The organism is Ochrovirga pacifica (assembly GCF_000220525.1).
GTDB classification, from domain to species: Bacteria; Bacteroidota; Bacteroidia; order Flavobacteriales; family Flavobacteriaceae; genus Ochrovirga; species Ochrovirga pacifica.
This window is the reverse complement of sequence record NZ_AFPK01000035.1, coordinates 1-24352: the sequence shown is the minus strand read 5'-3', so window position 1 is coordinate 24352 and position 24352 is coordinate 1. Positions and strand designations below refer to the sequence as shown.

Below are 24352 nucleotides of genomic sequence, written 5' to 3'. Positions count from 1 at the left end.
CAACCAAAATTAATACGAATGAACACTTTTAAATGAACAAGTATATTGTTGTAAATCAACCAGAAAAATGGAATTTTTCGATTGACACAATTGCTGTTATTTCTTCTCAAGAATACCTTACCAACCCTGCCTACTCATTACAAAAAAACACACGTGTTTTTAATCTTTGTAAAGATTATAGCTACCAATCTAAAGGATACTATGTTTCTTTGCTTGCAGAAGCTCGCGGTCATTTAGTTACACCAACAGTTAAAAATTTAGTCGATTTTAAATCGCAAAAAATTGTAAAAATAGTATCGGATGAATTTGATAAAATCATCCAACAAAGTTTAAAAAACATTAAATCCAGAGAATTTGTACTGAGTATCTACTTTGGTCAAAACGTGGCTCAAAAATACAAGGAACTTAGCGGACTGTTTTACAAACACTTTCAAGTTCCTTTTATGAGAGTTCATTTTGTTTACAACCACAAATGGCAAGTACAACAAATAGCTCCTATTTCTGAAGCAGAAATTCCTTCAGAACATTGGGACAGTGTGTTATTGTTTGCCGAACATTACTTTTCTAAAAAAAGATATGACAAACCTAAACAAACTAAGTACGAATTTGACTTGGCTATTTTGGTAAATCCAAACGACCCTGCACCTCCTAGCAACTCTAAAGCAATAAAAAAGCTAATGGATGTTGCTGAGAAAATGCACATTTATACCGAGTTAGTTTACCCTAAAGACTTGTCTCGCTTATCTTCTTTTGATGCTTTGTTTATTAGACAAAGTACCGAAGTAAACAACGAAGCTTATACTTTTGCAAGAAAAGCACAGCAAGAAATGATGGCTATTGTAGACTATCCTGATGCAATTTTAAAATGTTGTAACAAAGTTTACATGGCAGAGGCCATGCAAAATGCCAATATTCATACGCCTAAAACGATGATTGTTCATCATCAGAATAAAGAACTTTTGGTAGATACTATCGGTTTTCCATGTGTGCTAAAAGCCCCTGATTCTACCTTTTCTTTTGGCGTAAAAAAAGCAACTTCTAAAGAAGAATACGATATTATGGTACATGAAATGCTATCCGAGTCGGATTTAATCATTGCACAAGAATTTTGCCCCTCTGATTATGATTGGAGAATTGGAATTTTAGACAATGTTCCTTTTTTTGCTTGCAAATATTACATGGCTAAAGATCACTGGCAAATCTATAACTGGAAGGCCAAAAAGAAAAAAGAACAAGAAGGTTTATCAGATTGTTTGCCTATAGAAAAAGTTCCTAAAAAAGTCATTAACCTAGCCATAAAAGCCGCTAAATTAATGGAAAAAGGCTTGTATGGAATAGACATTAAAGTAATTAACAACCAACCCATGGTTATAGAAATTAACGATAACCCTAACATAGATGTTGGGGTAGAAGATGTTTATTACGGAGATTTGATATACACCCAATTATTAAACGCATTTAAAAAACGTCTCACATAACATGAAAACCAACTATCACCTTTTTGATGTTATTGGTGTAGAGCTAGAATATATGGTTGTAAACCAACAATCATTACATATACAACCCGTTGTTGCCGATTTGTTCTTGGCAAAAAACGGAACCATAACCGACGATATAGATAATGGAACCATTGCGTGGAGTAATGAATTGGTAGCCCATGTTGTAGAACTAAAAACCAATGGGCCAGCTAAGGACTTGTCTTTACTTGCACATAGTTTTCATCAAAATATTTTAGAAATTAACCTACTGCTAAAAAATCAACAAGCCAAATTGTTAGGAACTGCCTGTCATCCTTTTATGAATCCGTTGACAGAAACTGCTCTTTGGCCTTATGGAGCCAAAGATATTTACCAATTGTACGATACTATTTTTGGCTGTAAAGGACATGGATGGAGCAACTTACAAAGTATGCACCTTAACCTCCCTTTTTACAACGATGATGAATTTGCTAAACTGCATGCTGCCATTCGTATTTTATTGCCTATTTTACCAGGCTTATCTGCTAGTTCTCCTATTTTAGACGGACAATTAACAGGCTATAAAGACAGCCGATTGGAGCAATACAAACACAACCAGAAACAAATCCCTATCATTGCAGGAAAAGTAATTCCAGAGGCCGTATATAGTAAACAAGCGTATTACGATGTTATTTATCATCCTATCCAAAAAGCCATAGCTCCGCATGATCCTACAGGAATTTTAGATTTTCATTTTGTAAACTCTAGAGGAGCAATTGCTAGGTTTGATAGAAATGCCATAGAAATTAGAGTTTTAGATTTGCAAGAATGTCCAAAAGCAGATGTTGCTATTGCTATGTTAATTGTAGAAAGTTTAAAATTGTTGATAACCCAACCTTTTACCAGCTTGGCAAGTCAAAAAGAGATGGATATTGATGTGCTAGCCACATTATTAAATCAAAGTATTTTAGATGCAGAACAGCACAACATCACCAATGCAACATATTTACAAGAACTTGGTTTAAAAAAAACTACAACAGTTAGTGGTATTTGGAAACACTTGTACAAATGTGTTAAACACCACATTGCTACAGAGCATCAAGAGACACTTGTATATTTATTAGAAAACGGAACTTTAGCAAGCAGAATTACCAAAGCTTTTGAAAAGAATCCGACAAGTAAAAATTTGCATCAGATTTACCAAAAGCTAAGTAGCTGTTTGCACAACAATCAACTATTTGATCCTTGTCAATGAAATTGATTTTAACCTGTGAGCACGGAGGTAATAGACTGCCACCAGAATACCAATACCTATTTCAAAACCATCCACAAGTTTTACAAACTCATAAAGGTTTTGACTTAGGTTCGTTGGATTTATTTTTGCATTTAAGTTCACTAGCTACTTTTCAAAAAAGCAATCAAATAAGTCGTTTGTTGGTAGAGTTAAACCGATCATTGCACCATCCTGATTTATTTTCGGACTATGCCAAACACTTACCAGTCATTGAAAAAAAACAAATCCTAGAACAGTATTATCATATTTATAGAGGTAAAATTAAAGAACAAATTCATAGTAATTTAGATCAAAATAACGTAGTCTTACACCTGTCTGTACATACCTTTACCCCTATTTTAAATGGTGCGGTTAGGCAATGCGATATAGGAATTTTATACGATCCTTCTAGGAGTATTGAAAAATGGTATGCAAAAAACTTAAAGCAAGCTCTTTTAGAACGAAAACCCGCTTTAAACGTTCGTTACAATTATCCTTACCGTGGTGTTAGTGATGGCTTTACCAAAACATTACGCAAAGATTTTATAAAAAATTATATTGGTATAGAATTAGAAATCAATCAAAAATACGTGAGTAACAATCAGCTAGATTCTAAATTAAAAAAAGTAATATTCAAAGCAATTCAAGAAAGTTTACAGCAAAAATTTTTTGAACCTTCTTCACTTTTTTAGAATACATCTATAAGGGAACAAAGCTCAGAATCGAACTTTAATTTTATGCTAAAAATAGTAACTTCGTGACTTTGTAAAAAATCACATGGCAGCAAACGAATACATTGAAGTTTTAGGAGCAAGAGCACATAATTTAAAAAATATTGATGTTAATATTCCACGAGACCAATTGGTTGTAATAACGGGTTTAAGCGGTAGTGGAAAATCGTCTTTAGCTTTTGACACTATTTATGCAGAAGGTCAGCGACGATATATTGAAACTTTTTCGGCTTATGCTCGTCAGTTTTTAGGTGGTTTAGAACGTCCTGATGTAGATAAAATTGATGGACTCTCGCCAGTAATAGCCATTGAACAAAAAACCACCAACAAAAGTCCACGCTCTACGGTAGGAACAGTAACTGAAATATATGATTTTTTACGCTTGCTGTATGCTCGTATTGCCGATGCTTATTCGTACGAAACCAATGAAAAAATGGTAAGTTACACAGATGAGCAAATTAAAGAGTTGATTTTGAAAGATTTTGATGGAGAAAAAACGTTGATTTTAGCTCCCGTAATCAAATCTAGAAAAGGGCATTATAGAGAGTTGTTTGAGCAAATAGGAAAGCAAGGTTTTGGAAAAGTACGTGTCGATGGTCAAATTGTAGACATTACCAAAGGAATGAAAGTAGACCGCTACAAAACCCACGATATAGAAATTGTAATTGACCGACTGGTAATTCATCAAGAACAAGAAAAGCGCTTGGAAGAAACCATCAAAACAGCCATGTATGCAGGAGATGGTGTATTAATGGTCCTAAAATTTGATGAAAACAAACCACGTTATTTTAGTCGTGCGTTGATGTGTCCTACTTCTGGAATTTCGTACCCACTACCCGAGCCCAACTCTTTTTCTTTTAACTCGCCCAAAGGAGCTTGTCCTACCTGTAACGGAATAGGTCATGTAGCTACCGTTTCTTTAAAAAAAGTAATTCCAGACGATTGTTTGTCTATTAAAAACGGAGGAATTGTTCCTTTAGGAACTCAAAAAAACACATGGATTTTTAAACAAATACAGAGCATTGCACAAGCTTTTGATTTTTCTGTAGAAGATCCCATCCATAAAATACCGCAAAAAGCATTGGATATTATCTTGTATGGTGGTAAAGAGAACATCAAAGTAAATGCAAAAGTAGCGGGAGTTACCAAAACCTATCAAATAGATTTTGAAGGAATTGTATCTTTTATAGAACACCAACATCAAAATAACGAGTCTAAAAGTATTCAGCGTTGGGCCAAAGATTTTATGAACGATGAACTTTGTACTGAGTGCAATGGAAGTCGCTTACGTAAAGAATCTTTATACTTTAAAATTGATGGCTACAACATAGGAGATTTGGTATCGATGGACATTACCGAACTTGCTGATTGGTTTTCTTCTTTAAATGACAAACTAAGCAACAAACAGCAAATTATTGGATCCGAAATTGTTAAAGAAATTAACACCCGAATTCAGTTTTTATTAGATGTAGGGTTGGATTATCTAACACTAAATCGTTCTTCTAAATCCTTATCAGGAGGAGAAGCACAAAGAATTCGTTTGGCTACCCAAATTGGTTCTCAATTGGTTGGAGTCCTATATATTTTAGACGAACCAAGTATTGGCTTGCATCAAAGAGATAATGAAAAATTAATTCATTCTCTAGAGCAACTAAGAGATGTAGGAAACTCTGTATTAGTAGTAGAACACGATAAAGACATTATGGAACGTGCCGACCACGTGATTGATATAGGACCTGGAGCAGGTGTGCACGGAGGACAAATTGTAAGCCAAGGCTCTTATGATTTATTTTCTAAAGTAAGTACTCTAACAGCTGATTATTTAACGGGTAGAAAAGCCATTCGCTTACCCAAAGAACGAAGAAAAGGAAACGGAAAAGAGCTTGTGTTAACAGGTGCCAATGGAAATAATTTAAAAAACGTAACTGCACATTTCCCATTAGGAAAACTAATTTGTGTAACCGGAGTTTCAGGAAGCGGAAAATCGACTTTAATCAACGGAACTTTGTACCCTATTTTAAATGCGCATATTTACAACGGTGTACAAAAACCACACGCTTACAAAAGTATAAAAGGATTAGAACATATTGACAAAGTAATTGACATAGACCAATCGCCCATAGGTAGAACTCCACGTTCTAACCCTGCTACCTATACCAAAACGTTTGATGAAATCAGAAAACTATTTGCACAAACCCCAGAATCAATGATTCGCGGTTACAAATCAGGACGTTTTTCTTTTAATGTAAAAGGAGGTCGATGCGAAACATGTGAAGGAGGTGGAATGCGTGTGATTGAGATGAACTTTTTACCCGATGTACACGTAGCTTGTGAAACGTGTCAAGGAAAACGTTTTAATAGAGAAACCTTAGAAATTCGTTACAAAGGAAAATCCATTTCTGATGTATTAGAAATGACCATTAACGAAGCCGTAGATTTTTTTGAACACATTCCTAAAATCTATCGAAAAATAAAAACCATACAGGAAGTTGGTTTGGGATACATTACCTTAGGACAACAGTCTACCACCTTGTCAGGAGGAGAAGCACAACGCATTAAGTTAGCCTCAGAATTGTCTAAAAGAGATACAGGAAACACCTTTTATATTTTGGATGAACCTACTACTGGCTTGCATTTTGAAGACATCCGTGTGTTAATGCAAGTTATACAGAAATTGGTAGATAAGGGAAATTCTGTATTAATTATAGAACACAATATGGATGTGATTAAATTAGCCGATCATATTATAGATATTGGCCCAGAAGGAGGAAAAGGTGGTGGAACCATTGTATGTAAGGGAACTCCAGAAGAAATTAGTAAAAACAAAAAAAGTCATACCGCTCGTTTTTTAAAGAAAGAATTGATTTAATTTTTTCCTAGGCCTTACCTGAATAAAGCCTGTAAAACATTCACTACTCTGTATAGGATTTGATATATTTAACAAGTAAAAATTTGTTAAAAATTCTAAAAAAGTTGTGAAATTTTATGAAACTGAAAGAAAAAGAAATTGATGAACTATTAACTCTAGAATGGATAGAAACCAATGGCCTAGGTGGCTATGCTTCTAGTAGTATTACAGGAGCTAATACTAGAAAATATCACGGATTGTTAGTGGCCTCTTACAATCCGCCAACAGACAGAAAAGTTATTGTAGGAAAAATAGAAGAACGTGTCTTTATTAATAACACTTATTGTGATTTGTCTGTAAATCAATACACAAAAACAATCCATCCAAAAGGACATTTGTATTTGCAAAATTTTTCTAGAAAACCCATGTTAACCTGGTCCTATGGTCAGGAAGACTGGAAGTTAAGAAAACAGCTATTTATGGCTCAGGGTAGCAACACCACAGTAATTAGCTATCAAAATACTGGAAAAAAAGCATACTTGCTTGAATTGCATCCCTTATGGGAGTTTAAAGATTACCATAACAATTACAAAGAGCACCACCCTCCTCTAAGCTATGAACAATTAGACGGTTACATAAAAGTTAACCTGCCTAACCAAAACCACGCTTATTGGGACTGGTCCGAAGGAGAGTTTGTACCCGCCAATGCTTGGTACAAAGACTTTAAACTAAGAAAAGAAACCTATAGAGGAGAACCCGACACCGAAGATTTGTACAGATTGGGCTATGTAAAACTGATTTTAGCACCTGGAGAAAAAATAAAAATCAGCTTTAGTACTGATGCCGAAATGGTTGGAAAAAACATTGAAAATTTAGAAATCAATCACCAACGTTTCATTAAAAAACAAAAGAGCAAGCTTAGTAAACATACTTTTTATAATGATTTGCTATGGTCAGGAAATCAGTTTATTGTAAAAAGAGCTACAACACAATCTAAAACTATTATTGCAGGATACCATTGGTTTACCGATTGGGGAAGAGACACCATGATTGCCATGCGAGGACTGACAATTGCTATTGGAGATCAAAAAACATCAAAATCTTTGTTATCAACATTTTTAAAGTACACCAGCAAAGGAATGTTACCAAATCGTTTTCCTGATTTTTCTAATCAAGAAGTAGAATATAATACGATAGATGCTACACTTTGGTTGTTTGTAAGTTTGTACGAATACCATCAAAAATTTAATGATTTAGACTTTGTTAAAAAGAATCTAAAAACACTAGAAAAAATACTGGTACAGCATTTAAAAGGAACTCGTTATAACATACATGTTACTCCCGAAGGATTTTTATACGGTGGCGAAGACGGTGTGCAACTTACTTGGATGGATGCCTTGGTAAACGGCCACGTAGTTACGCCCAGAATGGGTTGCCCTGTAGAAATTAACGCTTTATGGTACAATGCTTTGTGTATTTATCAAGAATTTGCCAAAGCTTGTAAAGTAAAGGTAAAAAGAGAAATAGTACATACTACAAATAAATTTACCACCAATTTTAAAACCTATTTTTTAAATAATAAAGGCTATTTAAATGATGTTTATGATAGAGAAAATGGAATTGATGATTGTTTTAGATCCAATCAAATTTATGTAGTTAGCTTGCCATTTTCTTTGTTAACGCAAAAAGAAGAGAAGGAAATTGTAAAGAAAGTGGAGGAAAAACTACTAACTCCTTACGGATTAAGAACATTGGCACCTGATGATCCTGATTTTAAAGGAATTTACGGAGGCAATCAATGGCATAGAGACTTAGCCTATCATCAAGGAACGGTTTGGACATTTATCTTAATGGATTATTTTGAGGCTTACTTAAAAACCAAAAAATACTCTACCGCAGCAAAGAAAAAAGTCGTCAAAGCCCTTCAACCGCTTAAAGAACATTTTTACCAACAAGACGGTTTGTATTGCATATCCGAAATTTTTGACGGGAACAATCCTTTAGCAGGTAGAGGCTGTATTCATCAGGCATGGTCGGTAGCAGCATTGGTAAAACTATACAGCGACCACCAGCTCTATGAAATTTCTTAATTTTTATTTATATTGACTAATTATATCGAAAATTATGACAGAAAAGGAACAACAAGAACAAGAAGAGTCTAGAATTTACAATAAGTTTATCCAAAAAGATTGGAATCAAATTAAAACTAATGACTCTTGGGCCGTTTTTAAAATTATGTCCGAAATGGTAAATGGTTTTGAAACCATGTCTAAAATAGGCCCTTGTGTAAGTATTTTTGGTTCGGCTAGAACCTCTCCTAAAGACACCAACTATTTATTGGCAGAGGAGATTGCTTACAAATTAACCCAAAGTGGTTTTGGTATTATTACAGGGGGTGGTCCTGGGATTATGGAAGCAGGAAACAAAGGAGCTAACAAAGGACACGGAACTTCAGTAGGCCTAAATATAGATTTACCTTTTGAACAAAACAACAATCCTTGGATTGATCGTGACAAGAACATCAACTTTGATTATTTTTTTGTTAGAAAAGTCATGTTTGTAAAATACTCTCAGGGTTTTGTAGTTATGCCTGGTGGATTTGGAACTTTGGATGAATTGTTTGAAGCAATTACACTAATACAAACTAAAAAAATTGGACGTTTCCCTATTGTTTTAGTTGGAAAAAGATACTGGTCTGGATTGTTAGACTGGATCAAAGAACGATTGTTAGATGAGTACAAAACAATTAGCCCTGAAGATTTAAACCTTTTCCGATTGGTAGACTCTGCCGACGAAGCCGTAGAACATCTAAACAACTTTTACAACAAGTACAAATTAAAACCTAACTTTTAATCTTGAAGTTATTCATTAACCTCTTTTTAATTTTAACCACGTTCAGCGTATATAGTCAAAATAATCAATTGACTATAAACGCTGAATTATTACCTGATAAACAACAATTAAAGCTAAAACAACAAATTATTTATTACAACAACAGCACAGACACTTTAAAAAAAATAGTTTTACGAAATTGGGCTAACAGCTACAAAGACAACTCAACTCCCCTAGCCAAACGTTTGTTAGAAGATTACAAGACCGAATTTTATTTTGCACCTACCAAAGAAAAAGGGTTTAGCGAACTTTACAACACGACCATCAACCAACAAAACGCAACTTATAAAATACCCGCACAACAGGTAGATTTGGTAGAAATTCCTTTGGATGATTTTTTAGTACCCAAAGATAGTTTGGTAGTAACGTTGGATGTATTGATACAACTTCCTGATGCTAAATTTACGGGGCACGGTTACGAAGGTGTAGATTATTTTTTAAGAGACTGGTACTTAACTCCCGCTGTTTACAACTCTCAAAAACATCAATGGTTGTACGAAAGTCATCAGAATTTAAACTACCAGTACAACCCTCCTACCGACTATAAAATAACGTTTACCACTCCTCTAGGATATCATTTATACAGTGATTTTAAAACAATCAAAGAAACCAACAAAACTCACACTACCTATAGTTTGGAAGGAAAAAACTATACCCATGCGGATTTAAGCATTATTTTTTTAAAACCTTATTTTAACATACCAACTTATCCTGTAGGAATTAACACCAATTTTATTAGCCATAAAATTCCGTTAACAGACCAGCGTGTTACCATGCAAAAAATGCTCTTCTTTTTACTACAAGAACTAGACGTTTTTCCAAACCACCAACTACTTGTAGAAGAGCATAAGTATAATAAAAATCCAATTTACGAACTAAAATTTTTACCTGATTGGCTACATCCTTTCTCCAATCAGTTTAAATGGGAAGCAGAGTTTTTTAAAGCGTTAACCACCGAGTATCTTACCCAAACGCTAGCAGTAGACAAAAAAAAAGATTATTGGTTTGTAGAAGGTCTAGAAGTATACTTGTTTGAAAAATATATGAAGCAATTTTATCCTGATGTAAAAATTATGGGAGGCCTTTCTAGAATTTGGGGAGTAAGGAGTATGAACATTGCCAAGCAAAATTTTACTGATAAATTTTCTATAGTTCACCAAATTACAGCCAGAGAAAATCTAGATCAAAGTCTAAACACCCCACTAAAAGATCTCTCTAATTTTAACAAAAAAGTAATTTCTCCCTATAAAGCTGGACTAGGGTTTATGTATCTAAAAAATTATGTAGGACAAAAGGTATTAGACAAAACTATTGCCGATTTTCTATACACACAACAAAATAAAGCTACCACAGCCAATGCTTTTTTAGCGTTGTTGCAACAGCATACAGATCAGGATATTTCTTGGTTTCAAAAAGAATGGTTGGGAACAAAGAAAAAAATCGATCATAAAATTAGTACCGCTAAATTTAAAAAAGACAGTGTGCAGGTGGTTCTAAAAAACAAAAGAAGTATTAAAACACCTGTTGCGGTTTATGGACTTAAAGGAAAAAAAATAAAAAGCAAAACATGGGTCAATGGGTTTACTGGCTCTAAAACAATAACTATTGCCAATGATAGCTTAGACAAAGTAGTGTTGAACTATGAAAATATATATCCCGAAATCAACCATCGAAACAACTGGAAAAACAAACATCCAAAATTGTTTGAACGTCCGTTACAAATTAAACTTTTAAAAGACTATAACAACCCTAGAAAACATCAAGTTTTTTTGAAACCTGAAGCCTCTTATAACTATTACGATGGTATAATTTTAGGACTTAGTTTGCAAAACAAGGCTTACATGCACAAAAACTTTGAATACATGCTAAAGCCAACCTATAGTACTTTAAGTAAAAGTATTACAGGTGGTTTTAATTTAAACTACCGTGTTTTTCCAGAAAAGACTTCTATTTACGAATACAGCTTTGGTATAAGTGGTAGTAATTACCACTACGACAACGACTTAAACTACAACACCTTATCACCTTACATTTCTTTTAGTTTTAAACAAAAAAATTTAAGAGCTATCGGAATTAACAAAATAAGAGCAATGTATTTAGCTATTGATAAAGAAGTACTTGCTGGTTTAGAAAAATCAGATGAAGACCAATATCAATTATTTAAAGTAGATTACGAGTATCGAAAAAATCAATTAATTCACGATTACCGATTAAATACAAGTGTAGAAGTTGCTTCTAAGTTTTCAAAATTAAATTTAGATTTTAGATATCGTCACTTAACCAACAACAAACGACCTATAGAGTTTCGTTTTTTTGGAGGAGTTTTTTTTAGCAATCGCACCCAAAGTGATTATTTTAGCTACAATCAACACACTCCTAACGATTATTTGTTTGAACTCCCCTACTTGGGAAGATCTGAAAATAGTGGAATCTTAAGTCAACAATATTTTAAAGCGCAAGGGGGATTTGTTTCCCAAAATCAGCCAGGTTTTGCCAACCAATGGTTAACAAGTGTAAACACCAGTGTAGGAATTTGGAGATGGATAGAAACTTTTCAAAACGTATCTTTGCAAAAAAGTAAATTTCATCGTCCATTTTTTGATTATGAAGGGGGGGTTCGTCTAAATTTTGTTCCCGATCTTTTTGAACTTTACCTACCTATTTATAATAAAGAAGGTTGGGTTACCAACAACCCAAACTACCTGAACACCATACGTTTTACCGTTACTTTAAAAGCACAACCAATTGTAAAGTTTTTAAAACAACAACTCTTTTAACCTTCTAATTTGTCATATTTTTGATATTTTTTCCAATCCCAGTAGAAATACGTAACTTTGGAACACCTAATAAAATGATCTATGGCTATTACTTTAGATTCTAAAGATGAGCATGAATTGACTTTTCATCAATTTAAAAAAGAAGTATTAAACGACTATTACATTGCCGTTCTTAGTCGCGAATGTAGTATGTTAGGACGAAAAGAAGTTTTAACAGGAAAAGCAAAGTTTGGAATTTTTGGTGATGGGAAAGAACTTCCACAAATCGCCATGGCAAAAGCCTTTCAAAAAGGAGACTGGAGATCTGGTTACTACAGAGATCAAACCTTTATGTTTGCTTTAGGCGAACTTACTCCGCAACAATTCTTTGCAGGTTTATACGCACATACAGATATCAATCACGAGCCCTTTGCTGCTGGTAGACAAATGGGAGGACATTTCGCATCACATAGTTTGGATGAAAATGGAAACTGGAAAAACTTAAAGAAACAATACAATACGGCTTCAGACGTATCTTGTACGGCAGCACAAATGCCTCGATTGGTAGGTTTGGCTTATGCTTCTAAACTATATCGTCAAGAAAAAACAGTACAAAAAGGCTACGAAAAATTTAGCAATAAAGGAAACGAAGTCGCTTGGGGAACTATTGGTAATGCCAGTACCAGTGAAGGTCATTTTTTTGAAGCCATTAATGCAGCTGGAGTGTTACAAATTCCTATGGTAACTAGTATTTGGGATGATGAATATGGAATTTCAGTACATCAAAAACACCATACTACCAAAGAAAACATTTCTGATGTACTGACGGGATTCCAAAGAGATGAAAACAACAAAGGAATTGAAATTTTTAAAGTCAACGGTTGGGACTACTCAGGATTGGTAGATGTTTACAGCAAAGCATCCTCTATTGCCAGAGAAGAACATGTACCCGTAATGATTCATGTTAGTGAAGTAACCCAACCCCAAGGACATTCAACTTCTGGATCTCATGAACGTTACAAAAGCAAAGAACGTTTACAATGGGAAAAAGATTTTGATTGCATAAAAAAGATGCGTGAATGGATTTTAGACTTCGACTTAGAAAGTGATGAAATGGATTTACGTTTGGTAAACGATGAAAGCGAACTTGTTGCTATAGAAAAAAAAGCCAAGCAAGAAGTAATGGCTGCCAAAAGAGCCGCTTGGGATGCTTTTTTAGCTCCTCTAAAAAAAGAAGAAAACAGCTTACTTGCTATTTTAGACAAGATTTGTAAAGAGAGTGTTAATAAAAATTTCATCCAAAAATTACGTAACGATTTAGCAGATTTAAAAGAAGTACACCGAAAAGAAATTTACAGTACAGCAAGAAAAGTTCTGAGTTATATTAGAAATGAAGAAATTTCTAGCAAAGTACTATTGCAAAAATGGTTGCAAACCAACCTACCTATCGCTCAAGAAAAATACAGTTCTAAATTGCTAAACGACTTTGGAACAGGAGCCTCTAGCATTGCCGAAAAGCTACCTACTTACAACAAGCAAAAAGAAATAGTAGATGCGCGAATTATTATAAGAGACAATTTTGAAGCACTATTAAAAAAACATCCTAACCTATTTATTTTTGGAGAAGATGCAGGTAAAATCGGAGATGTAAACCAAGGACTAGAAGGTTTGCAAAGCAAGTTTGGCGAATTAAGAGTTGCTGACACAGGAATTAGAGAGGCAACAATTATGGGACAAGGAATTGGAATGGCTCTGCGTGGCCTACGCCCTATTGCCGAAATTCAATACCTAGACTACATACTATATGCAGTACAAACTTTAAGCGACGACTTGGCTTGTTTACGTTACAGAACATACGGTAAACAAACAGCTCCTTTAATTGTAAGAACCCGAGGCCATCGTTTGGAAGGAATTTGGCATTCAGGTTCTCCAATGGCTTTAATTTTAAGTTGTTTAAGAGGAATGCATCTGTTGGTTCCTAGAAACATGACCAAAGCAGCCGGTTTTTACAATACTTTGTTACAAACAGACGAACCTGCTGTAGTGATTGAAAACCTAAACGGATATCGTTTAAAAGAAGAAAAACCAACAAATTTAGGAGAGTTTTATACACCTGTTGGATATGCAGAAACTATTAAAGTAGGAACAGACATCACACTAGTTTCATACGGGTCTACTTTAAAAATAGTAATGGAAGTAGCACAAAAAGAGCTTGCACAAGCTGGTATTAATGCAGAGGTAATTGATGTGCAAAGTTTAATGCCTTTTGACTTAGATCATCATATTGTTAAAAGTGTTGCCAAAACCAACCGTTTGGTAGTTATTGATGAAGATGTACCAGGAGGTGCATCGGCATACATTTTACAAAAAGTTGTGGATAAACAAAATGCTTACCATTATTTAGATAGCAAACCTATTTGTATCTCTGCACAAGAGCACAGACCAGCTTATGGAAGTGATGGAGATTATTTCTCCAAACCTTCTCACGAAGATGTGTTTGAAGGTGTATACAATGTGTTTCACGAAGTAAATCCCAAGAAATTCCCAAAACTTTATTAAAAATCTTCAAAATTCTAATAAAACAAAAAACCAGGTTTGTGATTCCGTAATCATTTAGATTTATCTTAAAACCTAGTTTTTTGTTTTATCCTTTTTTAAAATAGGCAGCACCTATAGCACACTCTGGACAACGTTCTTTTTCACAATACTCTTTTTTTAGTGTAAGTAACGCTTGAGTTTCCAAAGCAGATGAAATCGAAAAACCAACGGCTTTAAACTTTTCAATCACTTTGTTGTGTTCAGGAGCTAATCCGTACATCAAGTCTAGCAAATTAGCAGTGTCTTTACCTTTTGTTTTGGCATAAAAAAACAATACTGGAACCACAACATTCATCAATAGTAAATCCATAAAACGTTTACTAATTTTTTTAGGTGATTTTTTTGACGTTTTCCCAAAATTGTAATGTTCTTGCCAATATAAATCTACAGAAACAGAAAATAAATCCTGATCCTTTTTTAGACTTGTTCCTAAACTTATAAGCTTTGCAAACAGCGTATGTTCCTTTTGATACAAGCCTATTAATTGAGCCAGACGAATAGTAGGAAAATTAGGAGGCCTACAGCCATAAAAATGTACGATAGGCACAACTAAACTTTCTAATTGATATTTTTGTTTCAGATACAAAAACTCTTGTTGTAGCTGAAGATAATATGGATCTTCATAGTCGTTTTTCTCTAACAAGCCTGCCAAACCAAACAACAATGCTGTTAAATTTTGATTGACCATTTGTTTTCTAATGATGGAAAAATCGACCTGTAAAAAAGCTTCTATAAAAAGGATACCGTTTAGATTGCCTCCAAAATACTTTGACATCATTAAAAACAAAGTAGCCTCCCAATCTTTGTTCGATTTTTCATACAGTATTTCAATTTCAGCAACTTTTCTTTCCAATCTTTCTACATAAACTCTTTCTAACCAGTTTTGAATAATAAAAGCATCTATTTCGTTTATCTTTTTCTCGCAAAAAATCCATTGATTTTGATTACGCATCAATTCGTTGTAGTTTAACAAAACCTTAGGGTCTATATAACCTTTTAGTTCTAGTGTAGCCAAGGTATTATTATGCTTGTCATACACATCAACATCGTGTTCGTATACAACATGCAAAATTACGTTGTTATAATTTTCATCCTGTTGATGTTGGTGAGCATACCAATCCGAAGATTTTACATGAACCTCAACTGTACCTGCCCATTTTTGACCATTAATTTCTATCAAAGCCTCATAAAAATCAGGACCTTGTAATGTATTTAATCTTCCTGCTCTAAAAATGTTAATATTTTCTTTTTCCGTGGTACAAAGAGTCGTTGAATTTAGCAACTGCTGTTGCCAAACCCAATGTAAAAAAGTTTCTTTCATAGCCTATATTTATCAAACAGAATTGTTTGTTCTGTTACAAGTTAAAAAATAAATAACTTATTTTTGCAGAGAAATTAACACAACATGAATATTTTAGACAGTTTAAAGTGGAGATATGCCACTAAAAAATTTGATACTTCCAAAAAACTTACTCAAAACCAATTACAATTATTAAAAGAAGCTTTTAACCTAACCGCAACTTCTTACGGGCTACAAGCACTAAATTTAGTAGTGGTTAGCAATGCTGAAATTAGAGAACAATTGCTTGCTTACAGTTTTCGTCAAAAACAAGTTGTAGAAGCTTCACATTTATTGGTTATTTGTCATCCTACTCATTTTGATGGAAAAGATGTACAAACTTATTTTAACTTGGTTCAAGAAATAAGAAATACTCCCACAGAAGTCTTAAAACCTTTTAGAGATTTTTTAATCAACGAATTTGATACCAAAAGTGACGAAGAAAAACATCTTTCGTTTAGCAAACAAGCATACATCGCATTAGGTAACTTACTAACCGTTTGTGCCTTAGAAAAAATAGATGCGTGTCCTATGGAAGGGTTTATTCCAGCAAAATATGATGAAATTTTAGGTTTATCAGAAAAAGGTCTTACTTCAGTACTTGCCTTGCCCGTTGGATTTAGAGCCGAAGATGACTTTATGGCTAAAGAGAAAAAAGTTAGAAAACCATTAGACCAAACCATTATAGAGATTCAATGAAAAAAGAAATCAGTCAATTAGAACCCAAAAGTGTTTGGAAAAATTTTAGTGCCATTAATGCCATTCCAAGAGCCTCTAAAAAAGAACAACAGGTTTCTGATTTCATGGTAGCTTTTGGTCAAAATTTAGGTTTAGAAACATCTAGAGACAAAGCCTTAAATGTTTTGATTAAAAAACCTGCAAGTCCTGGTTTTGAAAACAGAAAAAAAGTGACTTTGCAATCGCATTTGGATATGGTACATCAAAAAAACAACGATACCAAATTCGATTTTACAACCCAAGGAATAGAAATGTATATAGCTAACGACTGGGTTACTGCCAAAGGAACAACCTTAGGTGCAGACAACGGTATGGGGGTGGCTGCAATTATGAGTATTTTAGAAGATAAAAAAATACAGCATCCTGCATTAGAAGCCTTGTTTACCATAGATGAAGAAACGGGAATGACAGGAGCTTTTGAGCTTACTCCTAATTTTATTTCTGGAGATATTTTACTAAACCTAGACACCGAAGAAGATCATGAAATTACAATTGGTTGTGCAGGAGGAATTGACATCACAGCCAAAAAAGAATACACCCCTTTTTTAATTCCAGAAAATCAACCTGTATTTAAAATTACCTTAAACGGATTGCAAGGAGGCCATTCTGGAATGGATATACACAAAGGGCTTGGAAACGCAAATTTAATTTTGGTTCGTTTCTTATACCAACTACAACAAAAAGTCAATTTTCAATTAATCTCTTTCTCGGGAGGTAACTTACGTAACGCTATTCCAAGAGAAGCTGAAGCTTTGATTTCACCTAGTAACGAAATGGAGTTTACAGATGCTTGTGAAGCTATTGCTGAAGAAATAAGACAAGAGTGGAGTGTTAAGGAACCCAACATTACTTTTGGTTTGTCTCCCCAAACGTATCAAAAACAAGGATTATCTCCTATAGACCAACATACTTTTTTGCAAACAGTTTACAGCTGCCATAATGGTGTGTATACTATGGATGCTGCAATTGCTAATTTGGTAGCAACCTCTAACAATCTTGCTTCGGTAACGGCAGCAAACGGAACCATAGAAATTGCTTGTTTAACACGTTCTTCTATAGAGACAGAAAAAAAAGACTTGGTTCAGAAATTGAGCAGTACATTTGATTTAGGAGGTTTTGAGGTACAAACCAGCGGATCTTATCCCGGTTGGCAACCCAAGCCCCATTCAGAAATTGTACAACTAATGTCTAACATATACCAAACACTTTTTAACGAAGCTCCAGAAGTAAATGCTTGTCATGCTGGTTTAGAATGTGGAATTATAGGAGAACCTTATCCTACCATGGAAATGGTATCTTTTGGTCCAACAATTAGAGGTGCACATTCTCCAGATGAAAAAGTTAGCATCCCTTCTGTTCAAAAATTTTGGTGCTTTTTACAAGAAATTCTAAAAAACATTCCTGTAAAATAACACTAACTGATTAAAGCCAAAGTTGTTAACAATTTTACAACCTTACTGCCTGTAATGGTACTATAATTGTTAATATCTTAGCTTTAATTTAGTCACAAATAATTGTACTTTTACACACATCACTAACAGCATTCTATTCATGGGAAAAATTATTGCGATTGCTAATCAAAAAGGAGGCGTAGGAAAAACAACTACATCTGTAAATTTATCTGCATCTTTAGGAGTTTTAGAAAAAAAAGTCTTATTGATTGATGCAGACCCTCAAGCAAATGCAACTTCTGGTTTAGGAATAGATATTGAAAATGTAGAAAAAGGAACTTATGAAATTTTAGAACATACGTGTACTCCTGAAGAAAGTATTGTTGAAACTAGTTCTCCTAATGTTTCTTTAATTCCAGCTCATATAGATTTGGTTGCTATAGAAATTGAATTGGTAGACAAAGAACGCAGGGAGTATATGCTAAAAGATGCACTAAAATCTGTTAAAGACCAATATGACTTTATTATTATAGATTGTGCTCCTTCTCTTGGTTTGATTACGTTGAATGCTTTAACCGCTGCCGACTCTGTGATTATTCCTATCCAATGTGAATATTTTGCCTTAGAAGGTCTTGGAAAACTTTTAAACACCATTAAAAGTGTTCAGAAAATACACAATGCATCCTTAGATATTGAAGGATTGCTATTAACTATGTTCGATTCTCGTTTGCGACTTTCAAATCAGGTGGTAGAAGAAGTAAGAACCCATTTTAACGATATGGTTTTTGAAACCATTATCCAAAGGAACACCCGTTTAAGCGAAGCTCCAAGTTATGGTGAAAGTATTATAGCTTATGATGCAACAAGTAGAGGTGCTGTAAATTACATCAGCTTGGCAAATGAGGTAATTTCTAAGAACTAAACTTATTTTATATGGCAAAAGCAACAAAAAAACAAGCTTTAGGTAGAGGTCTTTCGGCGTTGTTGAAAGAAAATGATATGAGTGTTAGCTCAGCCAATCACGAAAAAGCAACAGAAATAGTAGGAAATATTATAGAACTTTCTTTAGATCAAATAGAGGTAAACCCTTTTCAGCCTAGAACTTTTTTTGATGAAGAAGCCTTAAAAGAACTGGCAGATTCTATTAGAGTATTAGGAGTTATACAGCCTATTACTGTTCGAAGAGTTGATCATAAATTTCAACTAGTTTCGGGAGAAAGACGTTACAGAGCCTCTAAACTGGTAGGAAATAAAACCATTCCTGCTTACATTCGTATAGCAAACGACCAAGAAATGCTAGAAATGGCCTTGGTAGAAAACATTCAACGTAAAAATCTAGATCCTATTGAAGTTGCTTTGTCTTATCAACGTTTGATTGATGAGATCAATCTTACACAAGAAGAACTAGGAGACCGTGTAGGAAAAAAACGTTCTACAGTAACCAATTATTTACGTTTGTTAAAATTAGACCCTATTATACAAACAGGAATGAGAGATGGTTTTGTAACCATGGGGCATGGTAGAGCATTAATCAACTTAGACAATTTAAGCAAACAACTAGAAGTTTACGAAAAAATTTTAAAAGACGGACTTTCTGTTAGACAAACTGAAGCATTGGTATCCCAATTAAAAACTGGAAAAAATACAACTGCCAAGCCTACCGCAAAACTTCCTGAATTTGTTACCAACAATCAAAGAGCTTTCAATCAATTTTTTGGCCAGAAAGTTGCTATTACTTCCAACGATAAAGGAAAAGGAAAAATTTCTATTTCTTTTAGTTCCGAAGAAGAATTTAATCAAATCAAAGCAATTTTAAATCTTGGTGAGTAAAAAACATATAATAGCCTGTTTACTGCTTTTACTAAGCTTTCAGTATTCCATATCTCAAAATACAACAGATAACAATACAAAGGAAACTGAAAACAAAGCTAATGCAGAACGCTTGGTAGCTGAAGCTGAAGAAGAGAAAACCGACAATAGTTTTTTGTTAGATGAAGATTACTTCAATCCTTTGTCTCCTGCCAAAGCCGCTTTTTACTCTGCCGTTTTACCTGGTTTGGGACAAGCCTACAACAAAAGATATTGGAAAATACCCATTGTATACGGAGCATTGGCCAGTAGTTTGTATTATTACAGTATAAATAACACCTCTTACAAAAGATATAGAAAAGCTTTTAAACAAAGAACCGCCGGAGAAATTGACGAGTTTTACAATACTTTTTCTTTAGCAAGTTTAGAAAACGCACAACAGGTCTTACGAAGAAACCGAGACACTTCTTTGCTTACTTTTATTGGTTTGTATGCATTGCAAATTTTAGAAGCAAGTATAGATGCGCACTTGTTGCAATTTAACATGTCTGATAAAATTTCTTTTGACCCCAAATTAATGAGAAATCAATGGAGCGACCAAAACTATGTTGGTTTGTCCATAAACCTTAATTTTTAAATATGAAAATAGCATTACTAGGATACGGAAAAATGGGACAGACTATTGAAAAAATAGCTGTAAGCAGAGGGCATGAAATTGTAGTAAAAGTAGATGAAAACACAAAAGAATACGATATTACTCAAGCCGATGTAGCTATTGACTTTAGCATTCCAACAGCCGCTGTTAACAATATTTCTAATTGTTTAAAACACCAAGTACCTGTAGTTTCTGGTACCACAGGATGGTTGCAAAACTATCAAGATATGGTTAGTTTATGTAACGAACAACAAGGTGCATTTATTTATGCCTCTAACTTTAGCTTGGGCGTTAACATCTTTTTTGAATTGAATCAACACTTGGCTAAGATGATGAAAAATTTAAGTCAGTACGAGGTTACAATGGAAGAAGTACATCATAAACAAAAATTAGACGAACCTAGTGGTACTGCCATCACTTTGGCTGAAGGTGTTATAGAACACACCAAATACAAAGGATGGGAAGTAGACAAAGCTAGCAAAGATTTACACATACCTATTAAAGCAATCAGAAGTCCAGAAGTACCTGGTACACACGTGGTAGATTATACTTCGGAAGTGGATAGTATCGAAATTAAGCACACAGCACATAACAGACAAGGTTTTGCCTTAGGAGCGGTAGTTGCTTCGGAATGGATTGTAGGAAAAAAAGGAGTCTTTTCTATGAGAGACGTTTTAGGTTTATAATATAAAAGAAAAAACATGAGCTGGATTGTATTTTTTTTAACCATACAAGTTTTACATTTTGCAGGAACTTGGAAACTGTATCAAAAAGCAGGTAGAAAATCGTGGGAAGCATTGGTACCAATATACAATGCAGTAGTACTAATGGGAATTATTAAAAGACCTAAATGGTGGGTGTTGCTTTTATTTGTACCTGTTATTAATCTTATTCTATTTCCTGTAATTTGGGTAGAAATAGCACGTAGTTTTAGAAAATTTGAAACCAAAGATACCTGGTTGGCCATTTTATCTTTAGGATTCTACAACTTTTACTTAAACTATGTAATTTTTGACCAACTAAAGTACAACGAAAACCGAAGTACCAAACCACCAAGTAAAACTGGAGAATGGGTAAGCTCTATCACTTTTGCTGTGGTGGCTGCAACCATGGTTCATACCTATGTTATGCAACCATTTACCATTCCAACATCATCTTTAGAAAAATCTTTATTGATTGGTGACTTTTTGTTTGTGAGTAAATTTCACTACGGAGCAAAAACTCCAATCACTCCTCTAGCATTGCCTATGGTGCATGATTCTATTCCTGGAACTTCATTGCCGTCTTATATTAAAGGAGTTGAATTGCCTTATTTTAGATTGCCTGGATTGCAAAAAGTAAAAAGAAATGAAATTGTTGTTTTTACATGGCCATCGGATTCTTTAGCAACCATGTGGAATGACAATTCAGGAAAATATACTTACAAACCTATAGATAAAAGAACCAACTATGTAAAAAGAGCAGTAGGTATTCCTGGAGATAGCTTAGAAATTAAAAATGGATACATTTACATAAATGGGAATAAAACGGTTTTACCAGATAGAGCAAAACCTCAATTTAATTATTACGTAACTACCAATCAACCTTTTACTGCGGATGAAATTATTCACGGATACAAAGTAAATCCTAGCGAAGCTTCTATACTTAATTCTGAAAAAACACAGTATTTTATCAACTTAGACAAAGAACATGCTTTGTTGATGAAAAAAGATCCTAAAGTTGTTTCTATTAAAAGAAGTATAGACCCTAAAGGAGTTTATGATCCCGGAGTTTTTCCACACGATCCACAATACGCTTGGAGTCAAGATAACTATGGCCCTATTTACATTCCTGCTAAAGGCGATATAGTTACGCTAAACAAAGCATCTATGCCGTTTTATAAAAGAATTATTTCTGAGTATGAGAACAATGACCTAGAAATAAAAGACGGAAAATATTTTATCAACGGAAAGGAAACAAACACCTATCAATTTAAGCAAGATTATTTTTGGATGATGGGAGACAACCGTCAACGTTCGTTAGATGCCCGCTATTGGGGATACACTCCTTTTGATCATGTTGTAGGAAAACCTGTATTTATATGGTTAAGCATCGATCAGAATGAAACAGCCATCAATAAAAAAATTAGATGGGAACGTATGTTTACAACTGTTCATGGAGATGGGAAACCTAAATCTTACTTTCTATATTTTATAGTTGCTGTTGTATTGTATTACCTTGTAAAGACCGTATTGAGCAAAAGAAAAGAAGGAAAAAAATAACATGCAACAAACTATTGTAGTACAACCTGCATACTTTGCTCCTGTAGTACAGTATGCAGCTATTTTGCAGTCTGATTCGATTTTGTTTGAAGTTCATGACAATTTTGAAAAACAAAGCTACCGTAATCGCTGTAATATTTACGCAGCCAATGGAAAACTGTTGTTAAATGTTCCCGTTAAGCATTACAAAGGAGTAAAAACACTAACTACAGATACAGAAATTAATTATGCCGAAGACTGGCCCAGCTTGCATTTAAAAAGTCTACAGTCTGCTTATAGATCTTCTCCTTTTTTTGAATTTTATCAAGATGATATTATCTCCATTTATAAAGAAAAACCTGTAACGCTGGGAGCATTGCACAAAAGATGTCACGACTTTGTGATGGATGCTTTACAAGAAGAAAGACCTGTTAAAAACACTAAAGAATATATTAAGTCGTATACCCATGCTTTAGACCTTAGAAAGCTTAGTTTGGCCAAACAAAAAATTCACCAAGAATTTACAGCCTATACCCAAGTTTTTGATGAAAAGTATGGCTTTATTCCTAACCTAAGTATTTTAGATTTGTTGTTTATGGAAGGACCAGCAGCAAGTATTTATTTAGAAAATTTAACACTAAGTAATGCCTTCTTTTAGCTTTTTAATTCACTATGGTCTTCATTTTATAGCTCCATTAGGAATTGCGTATCTTTACAAATCTGACCATTGGAGGTATAATTATTTTGTTTTGATAGCCACAATGCTGGTAGATTTAGACCATTTATTTGCCTATCCAAACATTTTTGACCCCAATCGATGTAGTATTAATTTTCACCCTCTACATAGCTACCCCTCTGTATTTGTTTACTTTATATTTTTATTTTTTAAGAAAACGAGGTTATTGGGTATAGGACTACTATTCCATATGTTAACAGACTTGCTAGATTGCTTGTTTTTGTAAGCAATATTTCGTTTCTTTAGTTTACATTTATCAACTGAACCTAAAACAATTATTACATTTATTTACCATGGAAATTCTAATTAATTTCATCAAGGATATCTACCCCCTATCCAATGAAGCTTTTCAGAGACTACTTAGTATCTCTCAAGTAGTATCTTACAAAGCTGGAGATCATTTATGCGAACTTGGAGCAGTAAATGATCGTGTTTTTTTTATTCTAAATGGCGTTACAAGAACGTATATGAAAGAAACTCCTGATTCTCAGGAAATCAATAAAAATATCTGCTCTAGTGGTCAGTTAGCCACATCTTTAAAGTCTGCATTAGACAAAACACCTGCTTTGATAGGTTGTCAATGTTTAACAGATGCTTTAATTGTAGAAACCAAAGATGAGGATTTAATGAAATTTAGACAAGATAGTAAAGAGTTTAGTGAATTTATGTATAGAGCCTTAGAGGTAGAATACGTTAAACTAGAAGAAGCTCTGATTGATTTGTTATCTAAAAATGCTACAGAAAGATATTTGGATTTAAGAAAAAAAATTAAAAACATTGATCAGTTAATTCCACAATACCATATTGCATCGCATTTAGGAATTACCCCTATTCAGTTAAGTAGAATTAGAAAAAAATTATTGACAGAATAGTTTAAAACAACAAAGCA

19 protein-coding genes are annotated in these 24352 nt (G+C 34.0%); 18 read left to right on the top strand and 1 reads right to left on the bottom strand.

All coding sequences use genetic code 11. From position 1 onward, the window contains the following. The first annotated feature begins 32 nt into the window (after positions 1 to 32). From FS85_RS0106590 to FS85_RS0106555, 8 genes are all read left to right on the top strand, one after another. A complete protein-coding gene (locus FS85_RS0106590) occupies positions 33 to 1478 on the top strand; it encodes a RimK family alpha-L-glutamate ligase (RefSeq protein WP_010135330.1) in 1446 nt (481 codons plus the stop codon). A gap of 1 nt (position 1479) precedes the next feature. Continuing rightward, a complete protein-coding gene (locus FS85_RS0106585) occupies positions 1480 to 2712 on the top strand; it encodes a carboxylate-amine ligase (protein ID WP_010135329.1) in 1233 nt (410 codons plus the stop codon). Then, a complete protein-coding gene (locus FS85_RS0106580) occupies positions 2709 to 3422 on the top strand; it encodes an N-formylglutamate amidohydrolase (RefSeq protein WP_010135328.1) in 714 nt (237 codons plus the stop codon). The genes FS85_RS0106585 and FS85_RS0106580 overlap by 4 nt, the downstream gene beginning before the upstream one ends. Positions 3423 to 3507: 85 nt before the next feature. After that, positions 3508 to 6330 (top strand): excinuclease ABC subunit UvrA, encoded by a 2823-nt coding sequence (gene uvrA / locus FS85_RS0106575; protein WP_010135327.1) that lies wholly within the window; start codon positions 3508 to 3510, stop codon positions 6328 to 6330. Positions 6331 to 6446: 116 nt separating this feature from the next. Beyond that, a complete protein-coding gene (locus FS85_RS0106570; protein WP_010135326.1) occupies positions 6447 to 8399 on the top strand; it encodes an amylo-alpha-1,6-glucosidase in 1953 nt (650 codons plus the stop codon). A 34-nt stretch (positions 8400 to 8433) separates the two neighbouring features. Next, positions 8434 to 9162, top strand: coding sequence for an LOG family protein (locus tag FS85_RS0106565; RefSeq protein WP_010135325.1), 729 nt, complete (start codon positions 8434 to 8436; stop codon positions 9160 to 9162). 68 nt (positions 9163 to 9230) lie between these two features. Then, positions 9231 to 11978 carry a gluzincin family metallopeptidase gene (locus tag FS85_RS0106560; protein WP_010135324.1) on the top strand — a complete coding sequence of 916 codons (2748 nt, stop codon included), beginning with the start codon at positions 9231 to 9233 and terminating at the stop codon, positions 11976 to 11978. 81 nt (positions 11979 to 12059) lie between these two features. Further along, positions 12060 to 14516, top strand: a complete 2457-nt coding sequence (locus FS85_RS0106555) for an alpha-ketoacid dehydrogenase subunit alpha/beta (RefSeq protein WP_010135323.1) — start codon at positions 12060 to 12062, stop codon at positions 14514 to 14516. An 85-nt stretch (positions 14517 to 14601) separates the two neighbouring features. Here FS85_RS0106555 and FS85_RS0106550 read toward each other — a convergent pair whose 3' ends face one another. Then, on the bottom strand, positions 14602 to 15876 hold the full coding sequence (locus tag FS85_RS0106550) for a DUF2851 family protein (protein WP_010135322.1): 1275 nt from the start codon (positions 15874 to 15876) through the stop codon (positions 14602 to 14604). 84 nt (positions 15877 to 15960) lie between these two features. Here FS85_RS0106550 and FS85_RS0106545 point away from each other — a divergent pair, with 84 nt between their 5' ends. From FS85_RS0106545 to FS85_RS16090, 10 genes are all read left to right on the top strand, one after another. Next, a complete protein-coding gene (locus FS85_RS0106545) occupies positions 15961 to 16593 on the top strand; it encodes an NAD(P)H-dependent oxidoreductase (RefSeq protein WP_010135320.1) in 633 nt (210 codons plus the stop codon). Continuing rightward, positions 16590 to 18044 carry an aminoacyl-histidine dipeptidase gene (locus FS85_RS0106540; RefSeq protein ID WP_010135318.1) on the top strand — a complete coding sequence of 485 codons (1455 nt, stop codon included), beginning with the start codon at positions 16590 to 16592 and terminating at the stop codon, positions 18042 to 18044. Before FS85_RS0106545 ends, FS85_RS0106540 begins: the two co-directional genes overlap by 4 nt. 139 nt (positions 18045 to 18183) lie before the next feature. Further along, entirely contained in the window at positions 18184 to 18945 is a 762-nt protein-coding gene (locus tag FS85_RS0106535) for a ParA family protein (RefSeq protein ID WP_010135316.1), read from the top strand. Positions 18946 to 18956: 11 nt separating this feature from the next. After that, positions 18957 to 19853, top strand: a complete 897-nt coding sequence (locus tag FS85_RS0106530; RefSeq protein WP_010135314.1) for a ParB/RepB/Spo0J family partition protein — start codon at positions 18957 to 18959, stop codon at positions 19851 to 19853. Then, positions 19846 to 20469 carry a DUF5683 domain-containing protein gene (locus tag FS85_RS0106525; RefSeq protein WP_160162391.1) on the top strand — a complete coding sequence of 208 codons (624 nt, stop codon included), beginning with the start codon at positions 19846 to 19848 and terminating at the stop codon, positions 20467 to 20469. The genes FS85_RS0106530 and FS85_RS0106525 overlap by 8 nt, the downstream gene beginning before the upstream one ends. A 2-nt stretch (positions 20470 to 20471) precedes the next feature. Continuing rightward, the gene (dapB, locus tag FS85_RS0106520) at positions 20472 to 21173 is read left to right on the top strand and encodes a 4-hydroxy-tetrahydrodipicolinate reductase (RefSeq protein WP_010135312.1); all 702 of its coding nucleotides are present in this window, start codon (positions 20472 to 20474) and stop codon (positions 21171 to 21173) included. A 15-nt stretch (positions 21174 to 21188) separates the two neighbouring features. Next, positions 21189 to 22748, top strand: a complete 1560-nt coding sequence (gene lepB / locus FS85_RS0106515; protein ID WP_010135311.1) for a signal peptidase I — start codon at positions 21189 to 21191, stop codon at positions 22746 to 22748. A gap of 1 nt (position 22749) precedes the next feature. Further along, a complete protein-coding gene (locus FS85_RS0106510) occupies positions 22750 to 23385 on the top strand; it encodes a WbqC family protein (RefSeq protein WP_010135310.1) in 636 nt (211 codons plus the stop codon). Beyond that, positions 23372 to 23689, top strand: coding sequence for a DUF6122 family protein (locus FS85_RS16865; protein ID WP_071585704.1), 318 nt, complete (start codon positions 23372 to 23374; stop codon positions 23687 to 23689). Before FS85_RS0106510 ends, FS85_RS16865 begins: the two co-directional genes overlap by 14 nt. A 67-nt stretch (positions 23690 to 23756) precedes the next feature. Then, positions 23757 to 24335, top strand: coding sequence for a Crp/Fnr family transcriptional regulator (locus FS85_RS16090; RefSeq protein ID WP_010135309.1), 579 nt, complete (start codon positions 23757 to 23759; stop codon positions 24333 to 24335). Positions 24336 to 24352: the final 17 nt, after the last annotated feature.

What these genes read in the sequence shown, in the direction of transcription:
- FS85_RS0106590 (WP_010135330.1), top strand. Translation starts at nt 33, where the DNA reads ATGAACAAGTATATTGTTGTAAATCAACCAGAAAAATGGAATTTTTCG.
- FS85_RS0106585 (WP_010135329.1), top strand. Translation starts at nt 1,480, where the DNA reads ATGAAAACCAACTATCACCTTTTTGATGTTATTGGTGTAGAGCTAGAA.
- FS85_RS0106580 (WP_010135328.1), top strand. Translation starts at nt 2,709, where the DNA reads ATGAAATTGATTTTAACCTGTGAGCACGGAGGTAATAGACTGCCACCA.
- uvrA (WP_010135327.1), top strand. Translation starts at nt 3,508, where the DNA reads ATGGCAGCAAACGAATACATTGAAGTTTTAGGAGCAAGAGCACATAAT.
- FS85_RS0106570 (WP_010135326.1), top strand. Translation starts at nt 6,447, where the DNA reads ATGAAACTGAAAGAAAAAGAAATTGATGAACTATTAACTCTAGAATGG.
- FS85_RS0106565 (WP_010135325.1), top strand. Translation starts at nt 8,434, where the DNA reads ATGACAGAAAAGGAACAACAAGAACAAGAAGAGTCTAGAATTTACAAT.
- FS85_RS0106555 (WP_010135323.1), top strand. Translation starts at nt 12,060, where the DNA reads ATGGCTATTACTTTAGATTCTAAAGATGAGCATGAATTGACTTTTCAT.
- FS85_RS0106550 (WP_010135322.1), bottom strand. Translation starts at nt 15,876, where the DNA reads ATGAAAGAAACTTTTTTACATTGGGTTTGGCAACAGCAGTTGCTAAAT.
- FS85_RS0106545 (WP_010135320.1), top strand. Translation starts at nt 15,961, where the DNA reads ATGAATATTTTAGACAGTTTAAAGTGGAGATATGCCACTAAAAAATTT.
- FS85_RS0106540 (WP_010135318.1), top strand. Translation starts at nt 16,590, where the DNA reads ATGAAAAAAGAAATCAGTCAATTAGAACCCAAAAGTGTTTGGAAAAAT.
- FS85_RS0106535 (WP_010135316.1), top strand. Translation starts at nt 18,184, where the DNA reads ATGGGAAAAATTATTGCGATTGCTAATCAAAAAGGAGGCGTAGGAAAA.
- FS85_RS0106530 (WP_010135314.1), top strand. Translation starts at nt 18,957, where the DNA reads ATGGCAAAAGCAACAAAAAAACAAGCTTTAGGTAGAGGTCTTTCGGCG.
- dapB (WP_010135312.1), top strand. Translation starts at nt 20,472, where the DNA reads ATGAAAATAGCATTACTAGGATACGGAAAAATGGGACAGACTATTGAA.
- lepB (WP_010135311.1), top strand. Translation starts at nt 21,189, where the DNA reads ATGAGCTGGATTGTATTTTTTTTAACCATACAAGTTTTACATTTTGCA.
- FS85_RS0106510 (WP_010135310.1), top strand. Translation starts at nt 22,750, where the DNA reads ATGCAACAAACTATTGTAGTACAACCTGCATACTTTGCTCCTGTAGTA.
- FS85_RS16865 (WP_071585704.1), top strand. Translation starts at nt 23,372, where the DNA reads ATGCCTTCTTTTAGCTTTTTAATTCACTATGGTCTTCATTTTATAGCT.
- FS85_RS16090 (WP_010135309.1), top strand. Translation starts at nt 23,757, where the DNA reads ATGGAAATTCTAATTAATTTCATCAAGGATATCTACCCCCTATCCAAT.